This is a genomic window from Undibacterium sp. TJN25 (assembly GCF_049339885.1).
Classification (GTDB): Bacteria; Pseudomonadota; Gammaproteobacteria; order Burkholderiales; family Burkholderiaceae_D; genus Undibacterium.
This window is the reverse complement of the sequence record NZ_JBMPPM010000011.1, coordinates 74,585-91,649: the sequence shown is the minus strand read 5'-3', so window position 1 is coordinate 91,649 and position 17,065 is coordinate 74,585. Positions and strand designations below refer to the sequence as shown.

The window sequence follows — 17,065 nt, the reverse complement described above, 5'->3', positions numbered from 1 at the left end:
CACTGCTACCAGGCATTGCCAAATTGAAAACAGGCCGGGCTTCGCAAACGCCCGCGCCATCCCCTTCGGCCAGACCTTGCAAACGCCAGCGCCTGCCCCCATTTCCTTAGCACTGGTGTCATGCACCATGCAACACCGACAATAGCTTTATCCCGCTCCTGCAACCCTTCTTCCCGGATGAAGAGATGCATGTCCTTTTGCCATGCACATTTTGTGCGGGCAGGGGAAACGGGAATTGCATCATCATTCATTTTGAGGCTCCTATGGAACAATTTCACGGCACCACCATCCTGTCCGTGCGGCGCGGCAACCTGGTTGCGCTAGGCGGCGACGGCCAGGTTACGCTGGGCAATATCGTCATGAAAGGCACGGCGCGCAAAGTGCGCAAGCTGTACCACAACAAAGTGCTGGCGGGATTTGCCGGCGGCACCGCCGATGCCTTCACGCTGATAGAGCGCTTTGAAGCAAAACTGGAAAAACACCAGGGACACCTGATGCGCGCCTCGGTAGAGCTGGCCAAGGACTGGCGCACCGACCGCATGCTGCGCCGGCTGGAAGCCATGCTGCTGGTCGCCGACAAGGAAACCACGCTGGTCATCACCGGCAACGGCGACGTGCTGGAACCGAGCGACGGCATAGGCGCCATCGGTTCGGGCGGTACCTTTGCGCAATCTGCGGCCAAGGCGCTGCAGGAAAACACTGACCTGTCCCCGATAGAAATCGTCAAGAAGTCCCTGACGATTGCCGGCGAATTGTGCATCTACACCAATTTGTCGCACACCATAGAAACGCTGGATTAAGCTGGAAAACACCATGAACATGACTCCCCAAGAGATAGTCTCCGAACTGGACAAGCACGTTGTCGGCCAGGGAAAGGCAAAACGCGCGGTCGCGATCGCCCTGCGCAACCGCTGGCGCCGGCAGCAGGTGGCAGAACCGCTGCGCCATGAAATCACGCCGAAAAATATCCTGATGATAGGGCCTACGGGCGTGGGCAAGACCGAGATCGCGCGCCGCCTGGCCAAGCTGGCCGACGCCCCTTTCATCAAGATAGAAGCGACCAAGTTTACCGAGGTAGGCTATGTGGGCCGCGACGTGGACACCATCATCCGCGACCTGATCGACATCGGCATCAAGCAGACCCGCGAAACGGCTACCCGCAAGGTGCGTGAGCAGGCGGAAGATGCCGCGGAAGACCGCGTATTGGACATCCTGCTGCCGCCGGCGCGCGATTTTGGCTTCAACGCGTCCAGCACGACGGCAACGGCAGAAGCCGATAGCAGCGGCAACACAACCCGCCAGACCTTCCGCAAACGCCTGCGCGAAGGCGCGCTGGACGACAAGGAAATCGAGATCGAGGTGGCTGAGGCCGGCCCGCAGATGGAAATCATGGCGCCGCCCGGCATGGAAGAAATGACCGAGCAGATCAAGACCATGTTTTCAGGCATAGGCAACGGCCGCAAGAAATCGCGCAAGCTGAAGATCAAGGATGCGATGAAGCTGCTGGTCGAGGAAGAAGCCGGCAAGCTGGTCAATGAGGACGAATTGAAGCAGGCGGCAATTACCAATGTCGAACAGAACGGCATCGTGTTCCTGGATGAGATCGACAAGATTGCCAACCGCTCTGAAATGGGCGGCGCCGACGTGTCGCGCGCCGGCGTACAGCGCGACCTGCTGCCGCTGGTGGAAGGCACGACCGTCAACACCAAGTACGGCATGATCAAGACCGACCACATCCTGTTCATCGCCTCCGGCGCTTTCCACCTGGCCAAGCCATCGGACCTGATACCTGAACTGCAGGGCCGCTTCCCTATCCGCGTGGAGCTGGAGTCCTTGTCGATTGCCGATTTTGAACGCATCCTGACCAGCACCGATGCCTGCCTGACCAAGCAATACGAAGCCTTGCTGGCAACCGAGGATGTGAAGGTGGACTTTACGAAAGACGGGGTGGAAAGACTCGCCGGCATCGCCTACTCCGTCAATGAAACCACCGAAAACATCGGCGCCCGCCGACTGTATACGGTAATGGAGAAGCTGCTGGAAGAAGTGTCTTTCGATGCGCACCAGAAGAGCGGGCAGACCATCGTCATCGATGCCGCCTACGTCGAAGAAAAGCTGGGCGCGCTGTCCGTGAACGAGGACCTGTCGCGCTACGTGCTGTAAGCCAAATGCAGTAGAATAAAAAGCCCGGTTTGCCTGACCAGCATGCCGGGCTTTTTCATTGGAGGATATTCATGGCAAACAAAACGCTGGGCACGCGCCAGAAGCTGAGTTTTCGCATCGAACCGGCGCAATCCAGGCCACGCAATCTGGTAGCGGTAGCAGCCAGGCAGCGCGCGGCAGGTCCGCACAGAAAATCCGCATCGGCTGTGAGGCAGGCACAGAAGCTGGCTGTCAAAAAAGACGACACCGAGCCCTAGGCCCGGCGCTCGTTAAAAAGCTAATTCAGGAGCTAATTCAGTTCCTGCTTCGCATCGCGCGCCAGCAGCCGCCCTATCATCTGCTGCACCGGCACGTCATCAAACAGCACACCCGCCACCGCATCGGCAATCGGCATTTCCACCTTCAGCTTCGCCGCCAGCGTCTTGACTGCCTGCGCGCAGCGCACGCCTTCTGCCACGTGGCCCAGCTCCGCAACGATCACCGGCAGCGACTTGCCCTGCGCCAGCGCCAGCCCTACCTTGCGGTTGCGCGACAGGTCGCCGGTACAGGTCAGGATCAGGTCGCCGACGCCGGTCAGGCCCATCAGTGTTTCCACGCGCCCGCCCAATGCCGAGCTGAGGCGGCTGATTTCCGCCAGCCCGCGCGTAATCAGTGCGGCGCGCGCATTCAGGCCCAGGCCCAGGCCATCGGCGATGCCGGTCGCAATAGCGAGGATATTCTTGACCGCGCCGCCCACTTCCACGCCTACCAGGTCGTCGCTGGAATAGACGCGCAGCGCATTGCCATGCGCGGCGCTCACTACCTGCAGGCATAGCTCGGCAGAAGAGGAAGCGATCGTCAGCGCGCAAGGCATGCCTTTAGCGACTTCCTGCGCAAACGAGGGGCCGGACAGGGCACCGGCGGCGATATCGCTGCCCAGCACCTGCTGCACGACCTGGTGCGGCAGCAGCAGGCTGCCTTCTTCAAACCCCTTGCACAGCCAGATCACACGCCTTGGCCGGTAAGGCAGGCATTGCTGCAGCGCCGGGCGCAGGCCGGCCACCGACGTCGCCAGGATCAGCAGATCTGCGGGATCGGCAACGTGCTTCAGCGCCGCGTCGAAATCCGCCGTCACCTGCAAGCTGGCGGGCAACGCAAAACCCGGTAAATAGGCGCTGTTCTCGCGCGCAGCTTCTATCTGCTGCATCAGCGCGGCATTACGGCCCCACAGCAGGACCTCATTGCGTCCGGCCAGCGACATCGCCAGCGCAGTACCCCAGGCGCCGGCGCCTAATATGGTAATTTTCATTGTGTATTAACCTGGCATGCCATCGCAGCGGTCTCTCTTGCTATCGTGATCGATATAAAAAAAGGACAGCAGGCTGTCCTTTTCATGTTGGCTGCGGCAGCTTTTAAACGCCCCAGACTTCGGATGCCCTGATATATCCCAGCTGCCCATCCTTGTGCTTGACCTTCAGCCAGCCGCTGGCGGCAGGCTCGGCCAGTTCCAGTAACACGTTTTTATCGGCGCTGAAAACGACCGCAGCCGCATCGTCGGCCGTGGCGCGGACCTTGGCATTGGCAACACGTACAACCACATTGCGCCGCGCAACCAGTTCCTTGGACTCGACCCAGCTCAGATCGCCGGCCATATCGCGCACCTTGCTCCAGGTGCCATAGGTCAGGATCACTTCCACCGGCATGCCGCGCGGCGCCACATACAACTTGCCGCCCTTGCTGGAAGGAGCGTCATACAGGATGACAGGCGAAGCGCCTATCGATTTGAATTCCAGCGCATGAGCTGCACCCGCCAGCAGGCTGAGGCCGGCCAGCAAAGGCAAAAGCAGTAAACGACGCATATCACGCATAAAATCAGGACTCCACGATGAAAAGCCGGGCGAGGCTCCGGCTTGCGGCAGCCGGACGCGGGAACAGTGCAATCCATTCCCGGCCGACCGCAATCTTCAAGCTAACTAGCGCGATCAGTGTGTTGTCGTGCCTTCAGGAGCGGCGCCATCGGCTGGCGCTGCGACTGCCTGCTGCTCTGCCAGGTTTTGCAGGCGTTGAGCGTAGAAAGCTTCGAAATTGATTTCCGCCAGATGCACGGGAGGGAAGCCTGCGCGAGTGATCGCATCGGCAATGTTGGCGCGCAGATACGGGTAGACAATGTTGGGGCAGCCAATGCCGAGCAGCGGATCCAGCTGTTCCGCCGGGATGTTGCGCGCTTCGAATATACCTGCCTGTTTACCCTCTACCAGGAAAGCGACCTTGTCTTTGACTTTTGCCGTCACGGTGATCGTGACTGTGGATTCGACGATGCCTTCGGCCAGTTGCTCTGCGCCCACGTCTACTGCAACTTCTATGCTTGGCGCCTCTTGTTCCAGGAAAATTCCTGGGGAATTAGGCTGTTCAAGCGACAAATCCTTCAGATAAACGCGTTGAATTTGAAATACGGGCTGCAGGTTTTCGTCAGACATGTGAGGCTTTCTAAAATACTAAAAGATTAATAATGAACAGCGAGGGTGCAAAACGCTTATTTTGCACCGGTTCCATCCGGATGCCTGCTGCGGACAGCATCTCCCGGACTCATGTAAGCCCGCAACTCGCTATTCTAACAAGCAGAACGCCCTAACAGCAATCAAGCTTGCTGTAATAAAGGATCGAGCTTGCCAGCCCTGTCCAGCGCGGACAGGTCATCAAAGCCGCCGACGTGGGTTTCCCCTATGTAGATTTGCGGCACAGTGCGGCGCCCGGTCTTCTGCATCATGTTTTCCCTGATGGCAGGATCGAGGTCCACACGTATCTTTTCTATATTGTCCACGCCCTTGGATTTCAACAGGCGTTCCGCCATGACGCAATAGGGACAAACGGCGGTGCTATACATTACTACGTGGGATGTCATGATTTCCTCCAGCATTATTACCGTACGTATTATCCCGCATTCCTCACTTTACCGTCGGCAAGCCCTGCGCTTTCCATGCCGACAAGCCGCCTTCCAGACTGAACGCCTGTTCAAAACCGGCATTTTTCAGCACCGATACGGCACTGGATGAGCGAATACCGCGGTCACACACGGCAATGGTGGTAGCATTTTTCGATTTTTCAATTTCCTTGATGCGGTTCGGCAGCTCAGCCAGAGGAATATTTTTGGCATTTTGCAGGTGTCCCGACGCAAATTCCTCGGCATCGCGCACATCCAGCACCAGGGTTTTGCCCTGGTTCATGAATTGTGTAGCTTGCAATAGGGAAACTTTGGCGCCGCGCCTTTGCAATACCGGCACCAGCAAAGCGATGCCGGAAGCGATGATCAGGGCCAGCAACAGGAGGTTAAAAAGATTGTCAGTAAAGAATTTCACAGTATTCCAATGGGTATAAATGGTTTTAGGTAACCCTATCATTATAAAATAGAAGGCAAGGCTACACTCTATCTTCTCATTTCTTAGTATCAACCTTAGTATCGATCCTAGTTACAACCCTACTATCAACCCTTACCGTCTCCCTTATTTCCACCATGTATAAAATCGTTTTAATGCGCCATGGCGAGTCTACCTGGAACCTGGACAACCGCTTTACAGGCTGGACCGACGTCGACCTGACTGAAAAAGGCGCGGCGGAAGCCCGCCAGGCCGGCAAGCTGCTGAAGGAAGCCGGACTCAGCTTCGACCTCGCCTATACGTCCGTATTGAAACGCGCGATCCGCACGCTGTGGATCACCATGGATGAAATGGACATGATGTGGCTGCCCGTCCTCAACGACTGGCGCCTGAATGAGCGCCACTACGGTGCGCTGCAAGGCCTGAACAAGGCCGAAACCGCCGCCCAGTACGGCGACGAGCAGGTATTGGTATGGCGCCGCAGCTACGACACGCCACCCAATCCGCTGGCAGAAAACGACCCGCGCACCTCCTTTGCCGACCCGCGCTACGCCGGCCTGCAGCGTTCGCAGATTCCGCTGACGGAATGCCTGAAAGATACGGTGGAACGCGTAATGCCTGCCTGGGACGACAGCATTGCGCCAGCCATACGCGCCGGCAAGCGCATCATCATTTCCGCGCACGGCAACAGCCTGCGCGCGCTGATCAAGATGCTGGACGGCATCAGCGACGCCGACATCGTCGGCCTCAACATCCCCAACGGCCAGCCGCTGGTGTATGAACTGGATGCCGACCTGAAGCCGATCCGCCACTACTACCTGGGCGACCAGTCGGCGATTGACGCCGCGCTGAAAGCCGTGGCCAGCCAGGGAAAGGCCAAGTAATCGCTGCTGTCGCTCCCATTTTCGCGATGCTTTCCATGAAGCAGCGGTATGTTCGCGCATTCCGTTTGGTATTGCCGGTGTGTGGCCTGCTGCTATGGGCCGGGCTGCAGGGCCCGGCGCTTGCCGCCAGCACCCGCGCGGCCCAGAAGACTGCGGCTGAAGCAGAACGGGCCGAATTGCGGCAAAAACTGAATGCACTGAAAAACGACATCAGCAAGACCGAAACCGCCAAGGACCAGGCCAGCGATGCGCTCGCCGTATCGGAACAGGCGATCTCGGAAGCCAACCGCTCGCTGCGCGACCTGCAGGGCGAGCAGGCGGAAACCCAGACCAAGCTGACCAGGCTGACGGAAGAACAGAACCGGCTGCAGCTGCAAGTGGAAACCCAGAAGAAACAGCTGTCCGAATTCCTGCGCCGCCAGTATATGCGCGGCAGCAGCGACCGTATCAAACTGCTACTGTCAGGCGACAACCCCAACCGCATCAATCGCGACCTGCAATACATGGGCTACGTGTCGCAAACCCAGGCCAAGATGATAGACAGCCTGCATGCCAGCCTGCAGGCCGTTACCAAGAATACCGAAGAAGCGCAGGACGCCAAGGAAGAGCTGGACGAGATAGCGCAGGAAGAGCGCCAGCATAAAACTGCGCTGGAAACCGAGAAGAAGCGCCGTGCTACGCTGCTGGCCCAATTGGCAGACAAGCTGCACAACCAGAAAAAGCAGGCCGACGACCTGCAAAAGGACGAGCAGCGGCTGGGCACGCTGGTCACCCGGCTGAATAAATTAATCGAAGAGCAAATCAAGGCCGAGCAGGCCCGCGCCGCCATGCTGGAAAAACAGCGCCAGGAAAAACTGGCGCAGCAAAAAGCAGCCCGTGAAAAAGCCCTGGCCAACCAGGGCAAGAAACCCGGCAAGGCGCCCAACCCTGCTGATGCCATCGACGCCGACGAGCCGCCAGCCAAACCGATTGCCAGAAATGAACTGACGCCGGTGCCCGGCACCAATAACGGCGAGTTCAGCCGTTTGAAAGGCCAGCTGAGGCTACCGGTCAAGGGCGAGCTGATCGCCCGTTTCGGCAGCCGGCGTGCCGACGGGCCCAGCTGGAAAGGACTCTTCATCCGCGCAGCGGAAGGTGCAGAAGTAAAAGCCATCGCCACCGGCAAGGTCGTGTTTGCGCAGTGGCTGAAAGGCTTCGGCAACATGATCATCGTTGACCACGGTAGTGAATATATTAGTATTTATGGCAATAACCAGGCGGTGCTGAAACATGTCGGCGACATTGTAAAGACCGGCGATACAATTGCCAGTGCAGGTAATAGCGGCGGTAATGAAGAATCGGGTTTATACTTTGAAATAAGGTATAGAGGCCAGGTTCAAGACCCAATGACATGGGTAGGCAAGTAGCAATCGCCGATGGGCGCTGCAGCAGCAAGACCGCTCAATCAATTTCACATATCGGCAATATCGGAATCAGGTGACACATGGGTAAGCGACTGAAGAATATAGGCTTGATCAGCCTGGGCATGGTGGCCGGCGTGGCTGCATCGATGCAGTTTTCCGCAATGGCGCAAAAAAGCACGACCGCGCCGCTGCCGGTCGAAGAGCTGCGGCAACTGGCCGATGTATTCGGCCTGATCAAGTCAGACTATGTCGAGCCGGTCGAAGACAACAAGCTGCTCACTGAAGCGATTTCCGGCATGGTGGCCTCGCTGGACCCGCACTCCGCCTATCTGGACAAGAAATCCTTCAAGGAACTGCGCGAGGGCACGCAGGGCAAATTCGTCGGCCTGGGCATAGAAGTCGGCATGGAAGACGGTTACGTCAAAATCATTTCGCCGATTGAAGATTCCCCCGCCTACCGCGCCAACCTGAAGCCGGGCGACCTGATTACCCGGCTGGATTCGACGCCCGTCAAAGGCTTGTCTCTGGATGACGCCGTCAAGAAGATGCGCGGTGAGCCGAATACCAAGATCACGCTGACCATCTCGCGCAAGAATGAAGACAAGCCGATCGTCGTGACTATCGTGCGCGAAACCATCAAGGTGCAAAGTGTCAAGGCCAAGATGATAGAACCCGGTTACGCCTGGCTGCGCATCTCGCAGTTCCAGGAACCGACCGTGGAAGACATGGCCAAGAAAATCCAGGGCCTGTACGCGCAAGATCCCAACATCAAGGGCCTGGTGCTGGACCTGAGGAATGATCCGGGCGGCGTGCTGCCGGGCGCCATCGGCGTGTCCGCAGCCTTCCTGCCGAAAGATGTACCGGTCGTTTCCACCAACGGCCAGTTGCCGGATTCCAAGGCAATCTTCTACGCCAAGCGCGAATTTTATGCGTCCCGCGCAGTCGGCGATCCGCTGGCCAAGCTGCCGGAAGCGGTCAAGAACGTGCCGATGGTGGTGCTGGTCAACACCGGTTCCGCATCGGCATCTGAAATCGTTGCCGGCGCCTTGCAGGATTACAAGCGCGCGACCATCATCGGCACGCAGAGCTTCGGCAAGGGTTCGGTGCAGACGATACGCCAGATTTCCGCTGATACCGCAGTCAAGCTGACTACGGCGCGCTACTACACGCCGAACGGCCGCTCCATCCAGGCCAAAGGCATAGTGCCTGACCTGAACGTCGAAGAAACCGCCGATGGCGACGGTTTCAACGTACTGCGCACGCGTGAATCGGATCTGCAGAAGCATCTGGTCAACGACAAGGACAAGGAAGCCGAGGCAGGCAAGGGCAAGGTCGTTGACGAACTGGAAGAAGAGAACCGCCTGGTGGCGCTGGCCAAGAAAGCCAAGCCGCTGGAGTACGGCACCAAGGACGACTACCAGCTGGCGCAGGCGCTGAACCACCTCAAAGGCCTGCCGGTCAAAACCACGGTTGCCAAGATCGAAGACAAGGAAGAAGGCAAGGAAAGCAAATCCGACTCCAAGCCGGATGTGGTAAAGCCTGACAGCGTGAAGCCGGACGCCAAGCCGGAAGTAAAAAAGAAATAAGCCGGCATTGATGCAGGCATGACGTCCGGCTTATGGCCGGACGTTTTCGTTTCTACACCATGCTTTCGGCCTGCCGCCGCTATATCTTATCGGCCCAAGCCTGTATCTGTCGCCGTGAGGGCCAACTGTATGCGCAGCTTCCCACGCCATGGCCTTATCATCAGCCATCCCTGTTGAACAATCCTGCACTAAAGGTGACCAAGCCATGACCGGACCAGCCTTCCTTACCGCGGACCTGCTGCTTGCGTATTCAGCCTATTTCGTCGGCACCGCCAGCCCCGGGCCGAGCAACCTCGCGATCATGTCGGTAGCAACCAGTGCCGGGCGCAAGGCCGCCTTCATTTTTGCCGCAGGCGTCATGTCAGGTTCGTTTTTCTGGGCCATGCTTGCAACGCTGGGCTTATCCACCGCGCTGCTGATGTACCAGAACTTTATTGTCACCGTAAAGCTGCTGGGCGGCATCTATTTGCTGTGGCTGGCTTTCAAATCAGGCCGTTCTGCGTTTACGCCAGACAAAACCATGGCGCCCGCAAGCCCGCTTCCGCAATCTCACCGGCAGTTGTACGTGCGCGGCGCGCTGCTGCACCTGACCAACCCCAAAGCGATACTGGTATGGATTTCCGTGGTCGCGCTGGCGTCTCCCGTAGGCGGCGAGGCACAGGCGGCGTCGCACCGCATGCAGCCCCATATGCTGGCCGTGGTTGCCGGCTGCCTGTGCATAGGCGTGTTCGTCTTCGGCAGCTATGCCGCGCTGTTTTCAACGGCGTCTGCGCGCCGGCTGTATATGCGGCTGAGGCGCTGGATGGATGGTTGCCTGGCCATCGTCTTCGCACTGGCCGGCATCAGGCTGCTGAACTCGCGGGCCTAGGGCTTGTTATCCGCCGCCGGCGTGAACAGGCTAAGATAGAGCCTGGCTTTCTCAGGAAAACGGCTTCACGATGGAAGATCACCAATTACTGCGCTACTCGCGCCATATCCTGCTGGAGCAGATAGGCATAGAAGGTCAGCAGAGAATCTCCGCTGCGCATGCGCTGATCATAGGCGCAGGCGGCCTCGGCTCGCCTGCAGCGTTCTATCTTGCCAGCGCAGGCGTCGGCACGCTGACGCTGGTCGATGACGATGAGGTGGACCTGACCAACCTGCAAAGGCAGATACTGCATACGACCGAGCGCGTGGGCCAGGCCAAGGTTGCCTCCGGTAAGCAGGCGCTGAACCAGATCAACCCGGATGTGCAAGTGATTGCATTGAAAGAACGCGCAGAAGGCGCGCGGCTGGATGCGCTGGTGCAGGCGGCCAATGTCGTACTGGATTGCAGCGACAACTTTGCCACCCGTCACGCCGTCAACCGGGCCTGCGTGCGTCTGAAAAAGCCGCTGGTATCGGGCGCCGCCATTTCCTTCGACGGCCAGATCAGCGTCTTCGACAGCCGCGATGCGATATCGCCCTGCTACGCCTGCCTGTTCCCGCCCGACCAGCCGTTCGAAGAAGCGCTGTGCTCGACCATGGGGGTATTTGCACCGCTGGTAGGCATCATCGGCACGATGCAGGCAGCCGAGGCATTGAAGCTGCTGACAGGCTTGGGTAAGACGCTGGTAGGCAGGCTGCTGCTGCTGGATGCGCAGGACATGGAGTGGACGCAGATTAAAATCGCGCGCAATGCGGCTTGCCCTGTATGTGGCCAGGCACATACAGCGTAACGCTGACAGGGGTTCAGCCAGGAAACAACACGCTATTCACCAAAGCCCGGGCAGGCTGTACAATCTTAGTAACAAAAAGAAATAGAATTTGAGCAACAAGCTCATTATCTTTTTCTGTCGTTCACCAATGATTGGACCCGGGGCCGCATGACTTCCAGCGATATAGAAAACGACCTGTTCGCCTTCCTGATCTGCGCAATTGTCGTCAGCGGCGGCGTGCTGGGCATTTTGCTGTTCCGCGTCAAGGAAAAGCGCCGCGCCAGCAAGGAAAGGCGCCGTTATCGGCTAGCCGTCAGGGAAGAACGCCGGCTTGCAGACGAGGACCGCCGCAAAAACCCTGGGGGCTAGCGCCTCGATCCAATTTATCCCGATCCGGTTCCGCCACTTTTATTGTGTGACGAATGAATGTGGCAGGCGCTAAGCCGTCTTTTTCGCCAGGCCCAGATAAGTATCGATGACCCGCTGGTCATGCGCCAGTTCATCTGCAGGCCCCTGCAAGGCCAGTTCACCGGTCTCCAGCACATACGCGTAGTCCGCTACCTGCAGCGCCGCGCGCGCATTCTGTTCCACCAGCAAAATTGCCACGCCGGTCTGCTTCAGGCGCTGGATGATATGGAAAATTTCCTTGACGATCAGCGGCGCCAGGCCCAGGCTAGGCTCATCCAGCATCAGCAATTGCGGTTTGGCCATCAGCGCGCGACCCAGCGCCAGCATCTGGCGCTCGCCGCCCGATAATGTGCCGGCCTCTTGATTGCGACGTTCTTTCAGGCGGGGAAACAAGTCGTAGACCACCTGCAGCTGGTCGGCATAATTTTTCTCGCCGGCCTGGTAGCGGCGGTAGCTGCCCAGCATCAGGTTGTCTTCCACCCGCATGCTGGAAAACAGCTCGCGCTTTTCCGGCACCAGGCACATGCCGCGCGCAACCCGTTTTTCTATCGCCATGCCGCTCAGCTCATGGCCGTCCAGCAAAACCTTGCCCTGAATCGCACCGCTGGCCGGCAGGGCGCCGGCGATGGCATTCAGCATCGTCGATTTGCCGGCTCCGTTGGGGCCGATCACGGTGACGATCTGGCCTGCGCCGACCTGGATGCTGGCCTTGTGCAAGGCTTCCACCTTGCCGTAGAAGACATGCAGTTCGCTGACTTGAAGTAGTGGTGTCGTCATTATATTTTTTCCGAATTGCCAGGCTTAGTCTATGCCGCCCAGGTAGGCTTCCAGCACCGCGGGATTCTGCTGCACCTGCTGCGGCAAGCCTTCCGCGATCTTGGTGCCGAATTCCATCACCACCAGGTGGTCGGTCAGGTTCATCACGAAGTCCATGTCGTGCTCCACCAGCAGCACGCTCATGCCTTCTGCCTTCAGCTTGTTCAGCAGGCTCGCCAGCTCCTGCTTTTCCTTGTAGCGCAAACCCGCCGCCGGCTCATCCAGCAGCAACAGGCTGGGGTCGCAGCACAACGCGCGCGCAATTTCCAGGATACGCTGCTGTCCCAGCGCCAGGCTGCCCGCCTCTTCATGCAGCATATTGCCCAGGCCTACACGCTCCAGCTGGCGCTTCGCTTCCAGCATCAGCGAATCCTCCATCTTCTGGTTGCGGCACAGCACGCTGGAGATCACCTCGCTGATATCGCCATGCTTGGCGCGCAGATGCGCACCGATTGCCACATTTTCCAGCACAGTCATGGTTGGCAGCAGACGCACATGCTGGAAGGTGCGCCCTATTCCCAGCCTGACGATTTCACGCGAAGGCAGGCCGCTGATAGGCTGCAGGCTGCCGTCGCGCAGGAAGCGTATCGCGCCCGACGTCAGCGGCAACACGCCGGTCACGAGGTTGAACATAGTCGACTTGCCGGCGCCGTTAGGACCGATCAGGCCGACGATCTGGCCGGCACTCACCTGGAACTGCATGTCATTGACGGCCACCAGTCCGCCGAACTGCTTGCGGGCTTGCGCGACTTCCAGTATCACCTTGCCGCTGGCCGGTTTTTCACGGTGCGGCAGCGGCTGCGCGTTGTCCGGCACAGCGATTTTGCGCGGTGCGGGCAACCAGCGGGCAAACAGCTTGACCAGGTAAGGCCAGACACCGTCCCTTGCCCTTTGCAGCAGCAGGATCAGCAGGATACCGAACACGATGATCTCAAAATTGCCGTTGGCGCCCAGCAGCACCGGCAGGATGGATTGCAGCTTGTCCTTCAGCAGCGTCAGCAGCGCAGAACCGAGCAGCGCACCCCATACGTGACCGGCGCCGCCGACCACCGCCATGAACAGGTATTCAATGCCGGCATTCAGGCCGAAAGGCGTAGGATTGACCGCGCGCTGCAAGTGCGCATACAGCCAGCCGGAGACACTGGCCAGCATCGCGGCAATGACGAAAATGATGACCTTCATGCGTGCAGTATTGACACCCATGGCTTCGGCCATTACACCGCCGCCACGCAGTGCGCGTATCGCGCGGCCGGGACGCGACTGCAACAGGTTTTGCACCGCAATCACGCCCAGCAGCAGGATCAGCCAGATCAGCCCGTACATGCGACGTCCGCTGTCCAGCTTCAGGCCGAAGATATCTACCGGCGGAATGCCGTTCAGGCCGTCATACTTGCCCAGAAACTCCAGGTTGCCGAACAGGAAAAATAGTGACAGCCCCCACGCGATCGTGCCCAGCGGCAGGTAATGACCGGACAGGCGCATCGTGATCACACCTATCGCGTAGGCAGCCAGCATCGTCAGCGCCAGGCCGGCCAGCAGGCCCAGCCATGGAGATACGCCGAAGCCGGTGGACAGGTAAGCCGTGGAATACGCGCCCAGGCCGACAAAGGCAGCCTGGCCGAAAGAAGTCAGGCCGCCGACGCCGGTCAGCAGGACCAGGCCCAGCGCGACAATCGCATACAGGCCAATGTAATTGGCCAGCGTGATCCAGAACTCCGGAGTGGGCAGCAGCGGCAGCAGGATGACAGCCGCCAGGAAGACCAGGTAGATACGGTTGATGCCTTGCTTCATCACTCTTCATCCTCATCGCTATGCTTGCTGCTGAGCGAACGCCACAGCAAGACTGGAATAATCAGCGTAAATACGATCACCTCCTTGTAGGCGCTGGCCCAGAACGACGAATACGATTCCAGCAGACCCACCAGGATTGCGCCGGCAGCTGCCACCGGATAGCTGACCAGGCCGCCGACGATGGCGCCGACAAAGCCCTTGAGGCCGATCAGGAAGCCGCCGTCGTAGTACACCGTTGTCAGCGGTGCGATCAGTACGCCGCAGAACGCGCCCATTGCCGCCGCCAGCGTGAAGGCCAGGCGGCCGGCCTGCGTAGTGCCGATGCCCACCAGCTGCGCGCCCAGGCGGTTCACCGCCGTCGCCCGCAAGGCCTTGCCGGACAGCGTGCGTTCAAAATAGAAATATAGGCCGGCGATCAGCGCTGCCGACACGCCGATAATCACCAGGCTCTGCCCGGAAATCGCCAGTGCGCCCAGTTCAAAGCGCGCGTCGGAAAACGGCGTGGTGCGCGAGCCTTCGGCGCCGAACATCACGAGGCCTATGCCCGTCAAGGCATAATGTACGCCGACCGAGACGATCAGCAGCACCAGCGTGCTGGCTTCGGCCAATGCCTGGTAGGCCAGCCGGTAGATCATCGGCCCCATCGGAATCACGGTCACTAGCGCCAGTATCACCTGCGCGTACAGCGGCCAGTTCTGTACCGCCAGGTTGCGGGTAGCAAACCACAGGCCGGCAGGCAGCACGATGAACTTCAGCGCGGAGATGCCGGCTTCGGCGGCAAAGCGCTGGCTGCGCTGCCTGGCCCTCAGCATGGAAACAATTTCCTGCACAAAGCTGAGCACGCCCAGAGCGACCAGCAATGTGATCGAATGCGGAAATTTGCCGGACTGAATTGCCGCCAGCGTCAGCGCACCGAAAGCGACAAATTCACCCTGCGGTATAAAAATGACGCGGGTGACTGAAAACACCAGCACCAGCGCCAGCGCCAGCAGCGCATAGATCGCCCCGCTGGTGATGCCGTCCTGGGCCAGGATGGCGGCGATTGATAAGTCCATACTAGTAGCGTCCTGTCCTGCAATATCGTTGCATGGTGTTGATGATGAGTTAGTGCAATAAGCCGCCGGATGGCTGCTTAAAAAAGGGGAGCCTGCGCTCCCCTCTTTCTACCTGAACCAGCAAAGGCACTATCAGTTGGCCTTACCCAGCAGCTTCCATTTGCCGTTGACGATTTCCACCATCACGCGCGAGCGCTGGTCCAGGCCGAGGTGGTCGGTGGCGCTCATGTTGACGATACCGTGCGAAGTCGGCAGATTGCTGATGTTTTCCAGTGCGGTGCGCAATGCTGCCCTGAATTCCTTGGTGCCCGGTTCGCCTTTTTTCAGTGCAACAGGAATCGCCGCTTCCAGAAGCAGGCCGGAATCCCACGCGTGACCGCCGAAGGTGGAGATGGAACCTGCGCCGTAGGCTTTTTCATAGGCGGCCAGGTAGCGCATAGACGATTTTTTCACCGGATTGTCGGCAGGCAGCTGCTCAGCGACCAGCAGCGGGCCGGCAGGCAGGAAAGTGCCTTCGCAATCCTTGCCGCACACGCGCAGGAAGTCGTTATTGGCAATGCCGTGCGTCTGGTAGATCTTGCCTTTGTAGCCGCGCTCTTTCAGCGTTTTTTGCGGCAGCGCGGCAGGCGTGCCGGAACCGGCGATCAGCACCGCATCTGGATTGGAGGACATGATCTTCAGGATCTGGCCGGTGACCGAAGTGTCGGTGCGGGCAAAGCGTTCATTGGCAACGATCTTCAGCTTGCGCAGGTCGGCCAGCTTGGAAAATTCCTTGTACCAGCCTTCGCCGTACGCATCGTTGAAGCCGATGAACGCAATGGTCTTGATGCCGGCGTCACTCATGTGGCCGGTAATTGCCGTCGCCATGTGGGAATCGTTCTGCGGCGTCTTGAATACCCAGAACCGCTTGGAATCGACAGGCAGCACGATAGATGAAGAAGCCGCCATGGAAATCATCGGCACTTCATTCTCAGCGGCAACGTCTATCATCGCCAGCGAGTTTGGCGTTACCGTGGAACCGATCAGCGCGTCGATCTTGTCTTCCGCGATCATCTTGCGGGCATTCTTCACCGCGGTCGTTGTGTCGGAAGCGTCATCGAGGACGATGTATTCGACTTTCTTGCCGGCGATTTCCTTGGGCAGCAGCGCAAAAGTGTTTTTCTCGGGAATGCCCAGCGAAGCGGCGGGGCCGGTGGCCGATACGTTGACGCCTATCTTGATCTGGGCCGACGCATTTGCCGCCATCACCAGAGATAGCAGCGCGGGTAGCAAAGCCAACACAAACTTCTTCTTCATCGATGTCTCCTCGTTTTTGAATATTGTTATTGTGCATTTTCCGACCGCTTGGTCGGTTAATTACCCAAGTGTAGCCTTTCCTATCGGATGACACAACTGAAGGCCGAATTTTTGCCGCTATTTTGCACAGCAAGCCGAATTACCGGATAGACATAGCCGCCTGCATGTACTTAACCGGGCCGTCCGGCATTTTTTGCATATCCTTAAAAAATTTTGTTCTATGCTGTAAGTTATCCTGAATTGGCGCGACAGATGCATAAGTCGATGCAGCAGGATATAAAAGACGAGATCCACTGCAACGCACTTATGACGCATGTCCATCCGACGAGACACACTTTTTATTACTGGAGAATACAATGAAACAAGCTATCCAAACTGGCGCCATGATCGCCGTCGCCGCAGCTGCAATGGCCCTGTCCGGCGCTTCCTTTGCTGCCGACAGCGCTGCCAGCACAGCCAAAGTACACTGCTCGGGTATCAATAGCTGCAAGGGCACTGCCGAATGCAAAACCGCAGAGAACGCCTGCAAAGGCCAGAACTCCTGCAAAGGCCATGGCTTTGTCAGCACAACAGCGGCAGAATGCAAAGCCCAGAACGGCAAGATCATCGACGCCAAGTAATATTTACCCGGTAG

General features: G+C 58.6%; 20 protein-coding genes. 10 read left to right on the top strand and 10 right to left on the bottom strand.

Annotated elements, in window-relative coordinates; genetic code table 11:
- Positions 1-5 precede the first annotated feature (5 nt).
- Entirely contained in the window at positions 6-251 is a 246-nt protein-coding gene (locus tag ACO0LO_RS23605; protein WP_422967996.1) for a hypothetical protein, read from the bottom strand.
- A 12-nt stretch (positions 252-263) separates the two neighbouring features.
- Here ACO0LO_RS23605 and hslV point away from each other — a divergent pair, with 12 nt between their 5' ends.
- The 3 genes from hslV (at position 264) to ACO0LO_RS23590 (ending at position 2,420) form a co-directional block, all read left to right on the top strand.
- Positions 264-800, top strand: a complete 537-nt coding sequence (gene hslV, locus ACO0LO_RS23600) for an ATP-dependent protease subunit HslV (protein ID WP_422967994.1) — start codon at positions 264-266, stop codon at positions 798-800.
- Between the two features lie 13 nt (positions 801-813).
- Positions 814-2,163 (top strand): ATP-dependent protease ATPase subunit HslU, encoded by a 1,350-nt coding sequence (gene hslU, locus ACO0LO_RS23595; RefSeq protein ID WP_422967992.1) that lies wholly within the window; start codon positions 814-816, stop codon positions 2,161-2,163.
- Between the two features lie 71 nt (positions 2,164-2,234).
- Complete coding sequence (locus tag ACO0LO_RS23590) at positions 2,235-2,420, top strand: hypothetical protein (protein WP_422967990.1); 186 nt, start codon at positions 2,235-2,237, stop codon at positions 2,418-2,420.
- A gap of 32 nt (positions 2,421-2,452) precedes the next feature.
- On the opposite strand, the gene ACO0LO_RS23585 is transcribed toward ACO0LO_RS23590, so the two are convergent.
- From ACO0LO_RS23585 to ACO0LO_RS23565, 5 genes are all read right to left on the bottom strand, one after another.
- Positions 2,453-3,451 (bottom strand): NAD(P)H-dependent glycerol-3-phosphate dehydrogenase, encoded by a 999-nt coding sequence (locus tag ACO0LO_RS23585; protein ID WP_422967988.1) that lies wholly within the window; start codon positions 3,449-3,451, stop codon positions 2,453-2,455.
- 103 nt (positions 3,452-3,554) lie between these two features.
- Complete coding sequence (locus ACO0LO_RS23580) at positions 3,555-4,001, bottom strand: SH3 domain-containing protein (RefSeq protein WP_422967986.1); 447 nt, start codon at positions 3,999-4,001, stop codon at positions 3,555-3,557.
- Positions 4,002-4,124: 123 nt separating this feature from the next.
- Positions 4,125-4,619, bottom strand: coding sequence for a protein-export chaperone SecB (secB, locus tag ACO0LO_RS23575; RefSeq protein WP_422967984.1), 495 nt, complete (start codon positions 4,617-4,619; stop codon positions 4,125-4,127).
- A gap of 161 nt (positions 4,620-4,780) precedes the next feature.
- Positions 4,781-5,044 carry a glutaredoxin 3 gene (gene grxC / locus ACO0LO_RS23570; protein ID WP_394780133.1) on the bottom strand — a complete coding sequence of 88 codons (264 nt, stop codon included), beginning with the start codon at positions 5,042-5,044 and terminating at the stop codon, positions 4,781-4,783.
- 43 nt (positions 5,045-5,087) lie between these two features.
- Entirely contained in the window at positions 5,088-5,498 is a 411-nt protein-coding gene (locus tag ACO0LO_RS23565) for a rhodanese-like domain-containing protein (protein ID WP_422967982.1), read from the bottom strand.
- Between the two features lie 155 nt (positions 5,499-5,653).
- On the opposite strand from ACO0LO_RS23565, the gene gpmA reads away from it, so the two are divergent.
- The 6 genes from gpmA to ACO0LO_RS23535 all read left to right on the top strand — a co-directional run bounded on the left by gpmA (position 5,654) and on the right by ACO0LO_RS23535 (position 11,434).
- On the top strand, positions 5,654-6,400 hold the full coding sequence (gene gpmA / locus ACO0LO_RS23560) for a 2,3-diphosphoglycerate-dependent phosphoglycerate mutase (protein ID WP_422967980.1): 747 nt from the start codon (positions 5,654-5,656) through the stop codon (positions 6,398-6,400).
- Positions 6,401-6,435: 35 nt separating this feature from the next.
- Entirely contained in the window at positions 6,436-7,806 is a 1,371-nt protein-coding gene (locus tag ACO0LO_RS23555) for a murein hydrolase activator EnvC family protein (protein ID WP_422967978.1), read from the top strand.
- 77 nt (positions 7,807-7,883) lie between these two features.
- Positions 7,884-9,389: a S41 family peptidase gene (locus tag ACO0LO_RS23550; protein WP_422967976.1), complete on the top strand. Its 1,506-nt coding sequence runs from the start codon at positions 7,884-7,886 to the stop codon at positions 9,387-9,389.
- Between the two features lie 205 nt (positions 9,390-9,594).
- Entirely contained in the window at positions 9,595-10,257 is a 663-nt protein-coding gene (locus ACO0LO_RS23545; RefSeq protein WP_422967974.1) for a LysE family translocator, read from the top strand.
- Between the two features lie 70 nt (positions 10,258-10,327).
- Positions 10,328-11,086 (top strand): HesA/MoeB/ThiF family protein, encoded by a 759-nt coding sequence (locus ACO0LO_RS23540; RefSeq protein ID WP_422967972.1) that lies wholly within the window; start codon positions 10,328-10,330, stop codon positions 11,084-11,086.
- Between the two features lie 147 nt (positions 11,087-11,233).
- The gene (locus ACO0LO_RS23535) at positions 11,234-11,434 is read left to right on the top strand and encodes a hypothetical protein (RefSeq protein ID WP_422967970.1); all 201 of its coding nucleotides are present in this window, start codon (positions 11,234-11,236) and stop codon (positions 11,432-11,434) included.
- 69 nt (positions 11,435-11,503) lie between these two features.
- On the opposite strand, the gene ACO0LO_RS23530 is transcribed toward ACO0LO_RS23535, so the two are convergent.
- The 4 genes from ACO0LO_RS23530 to ACO0LO_RS23515 form a co-directional block, all read right to left on the bottom strand.
- Positions 11,504-12,250 (bottom strand): ABC transporter ATP-binding protein, encoded by a 747-nt coding sequence (locus ACO0LO_RS23530; protein WP_422967968.1) that lies wholly within the window; start codon positions 12,248-12,250, stop codon positions 11,504-11,506.
- A 24-nt stretch (positions 12,251-12,274) separates the two neighbouring features.
- Positions 12,275-14,080: an ABC transporter permease subunit gene (locus ACO0LO_RS23525; protein WP_422967966.1), complete on the bottom strand. Its 1,806-nt coding sequence runs from the start codon at positions 14,078-14,080 to the stop codon at positions 12,275-12,277.
- The gene (locus tag ACO0LO_RS23520) at positions 14,080-15,135 is read right to left on the bottom strand and encodes a branched-chain amino acid ABC transporter permease (RefSeq protein WP_422967965.1); all 1,056 of its coding nucleotides are present in this window, start codon (positions 15,133-15,135) and stop codon (positions 14,080-14,082) included. Before ACO0LO_RS23520 ends, ACO0LO_RS23525 begins: the two co-directional genes overlap by 1 nt.
- 132 nt (positions 15,136-15,267) lie before the next feature.
- Positions 15,268-16,380 carry an ABC transporter substrate-binding protein gene (locus ACO0LO_RS23515; protein ID WP_422968222.1) on the bottom strand — a complete coding sequence of 371 codons (1,113 nt, stop codon included), beginning with the start codon at positions 16,378-16,380 and terminating at the stop codon, positions 15,268-15,270.
- 407 nt (positions 16,381-16,787) lie between these two features.
- Between ACO0LO_RS23515 and ACO0LO_RS23510 the strand changes: the two genes are divergently transcribed.
- Positions 16,788-17,051, top strand: a complete 264-nt coding sequence (locus ACO0LO_RS23510; RefSeq protein WP_422967964.1) for a hypothetical protein — start codon at positions 16,788-16,790, stop codon at positions 17,049-17,051.
- The last annotated feature ends 14 nt before the right edge of the window (positions 17,052-17,065 follow it).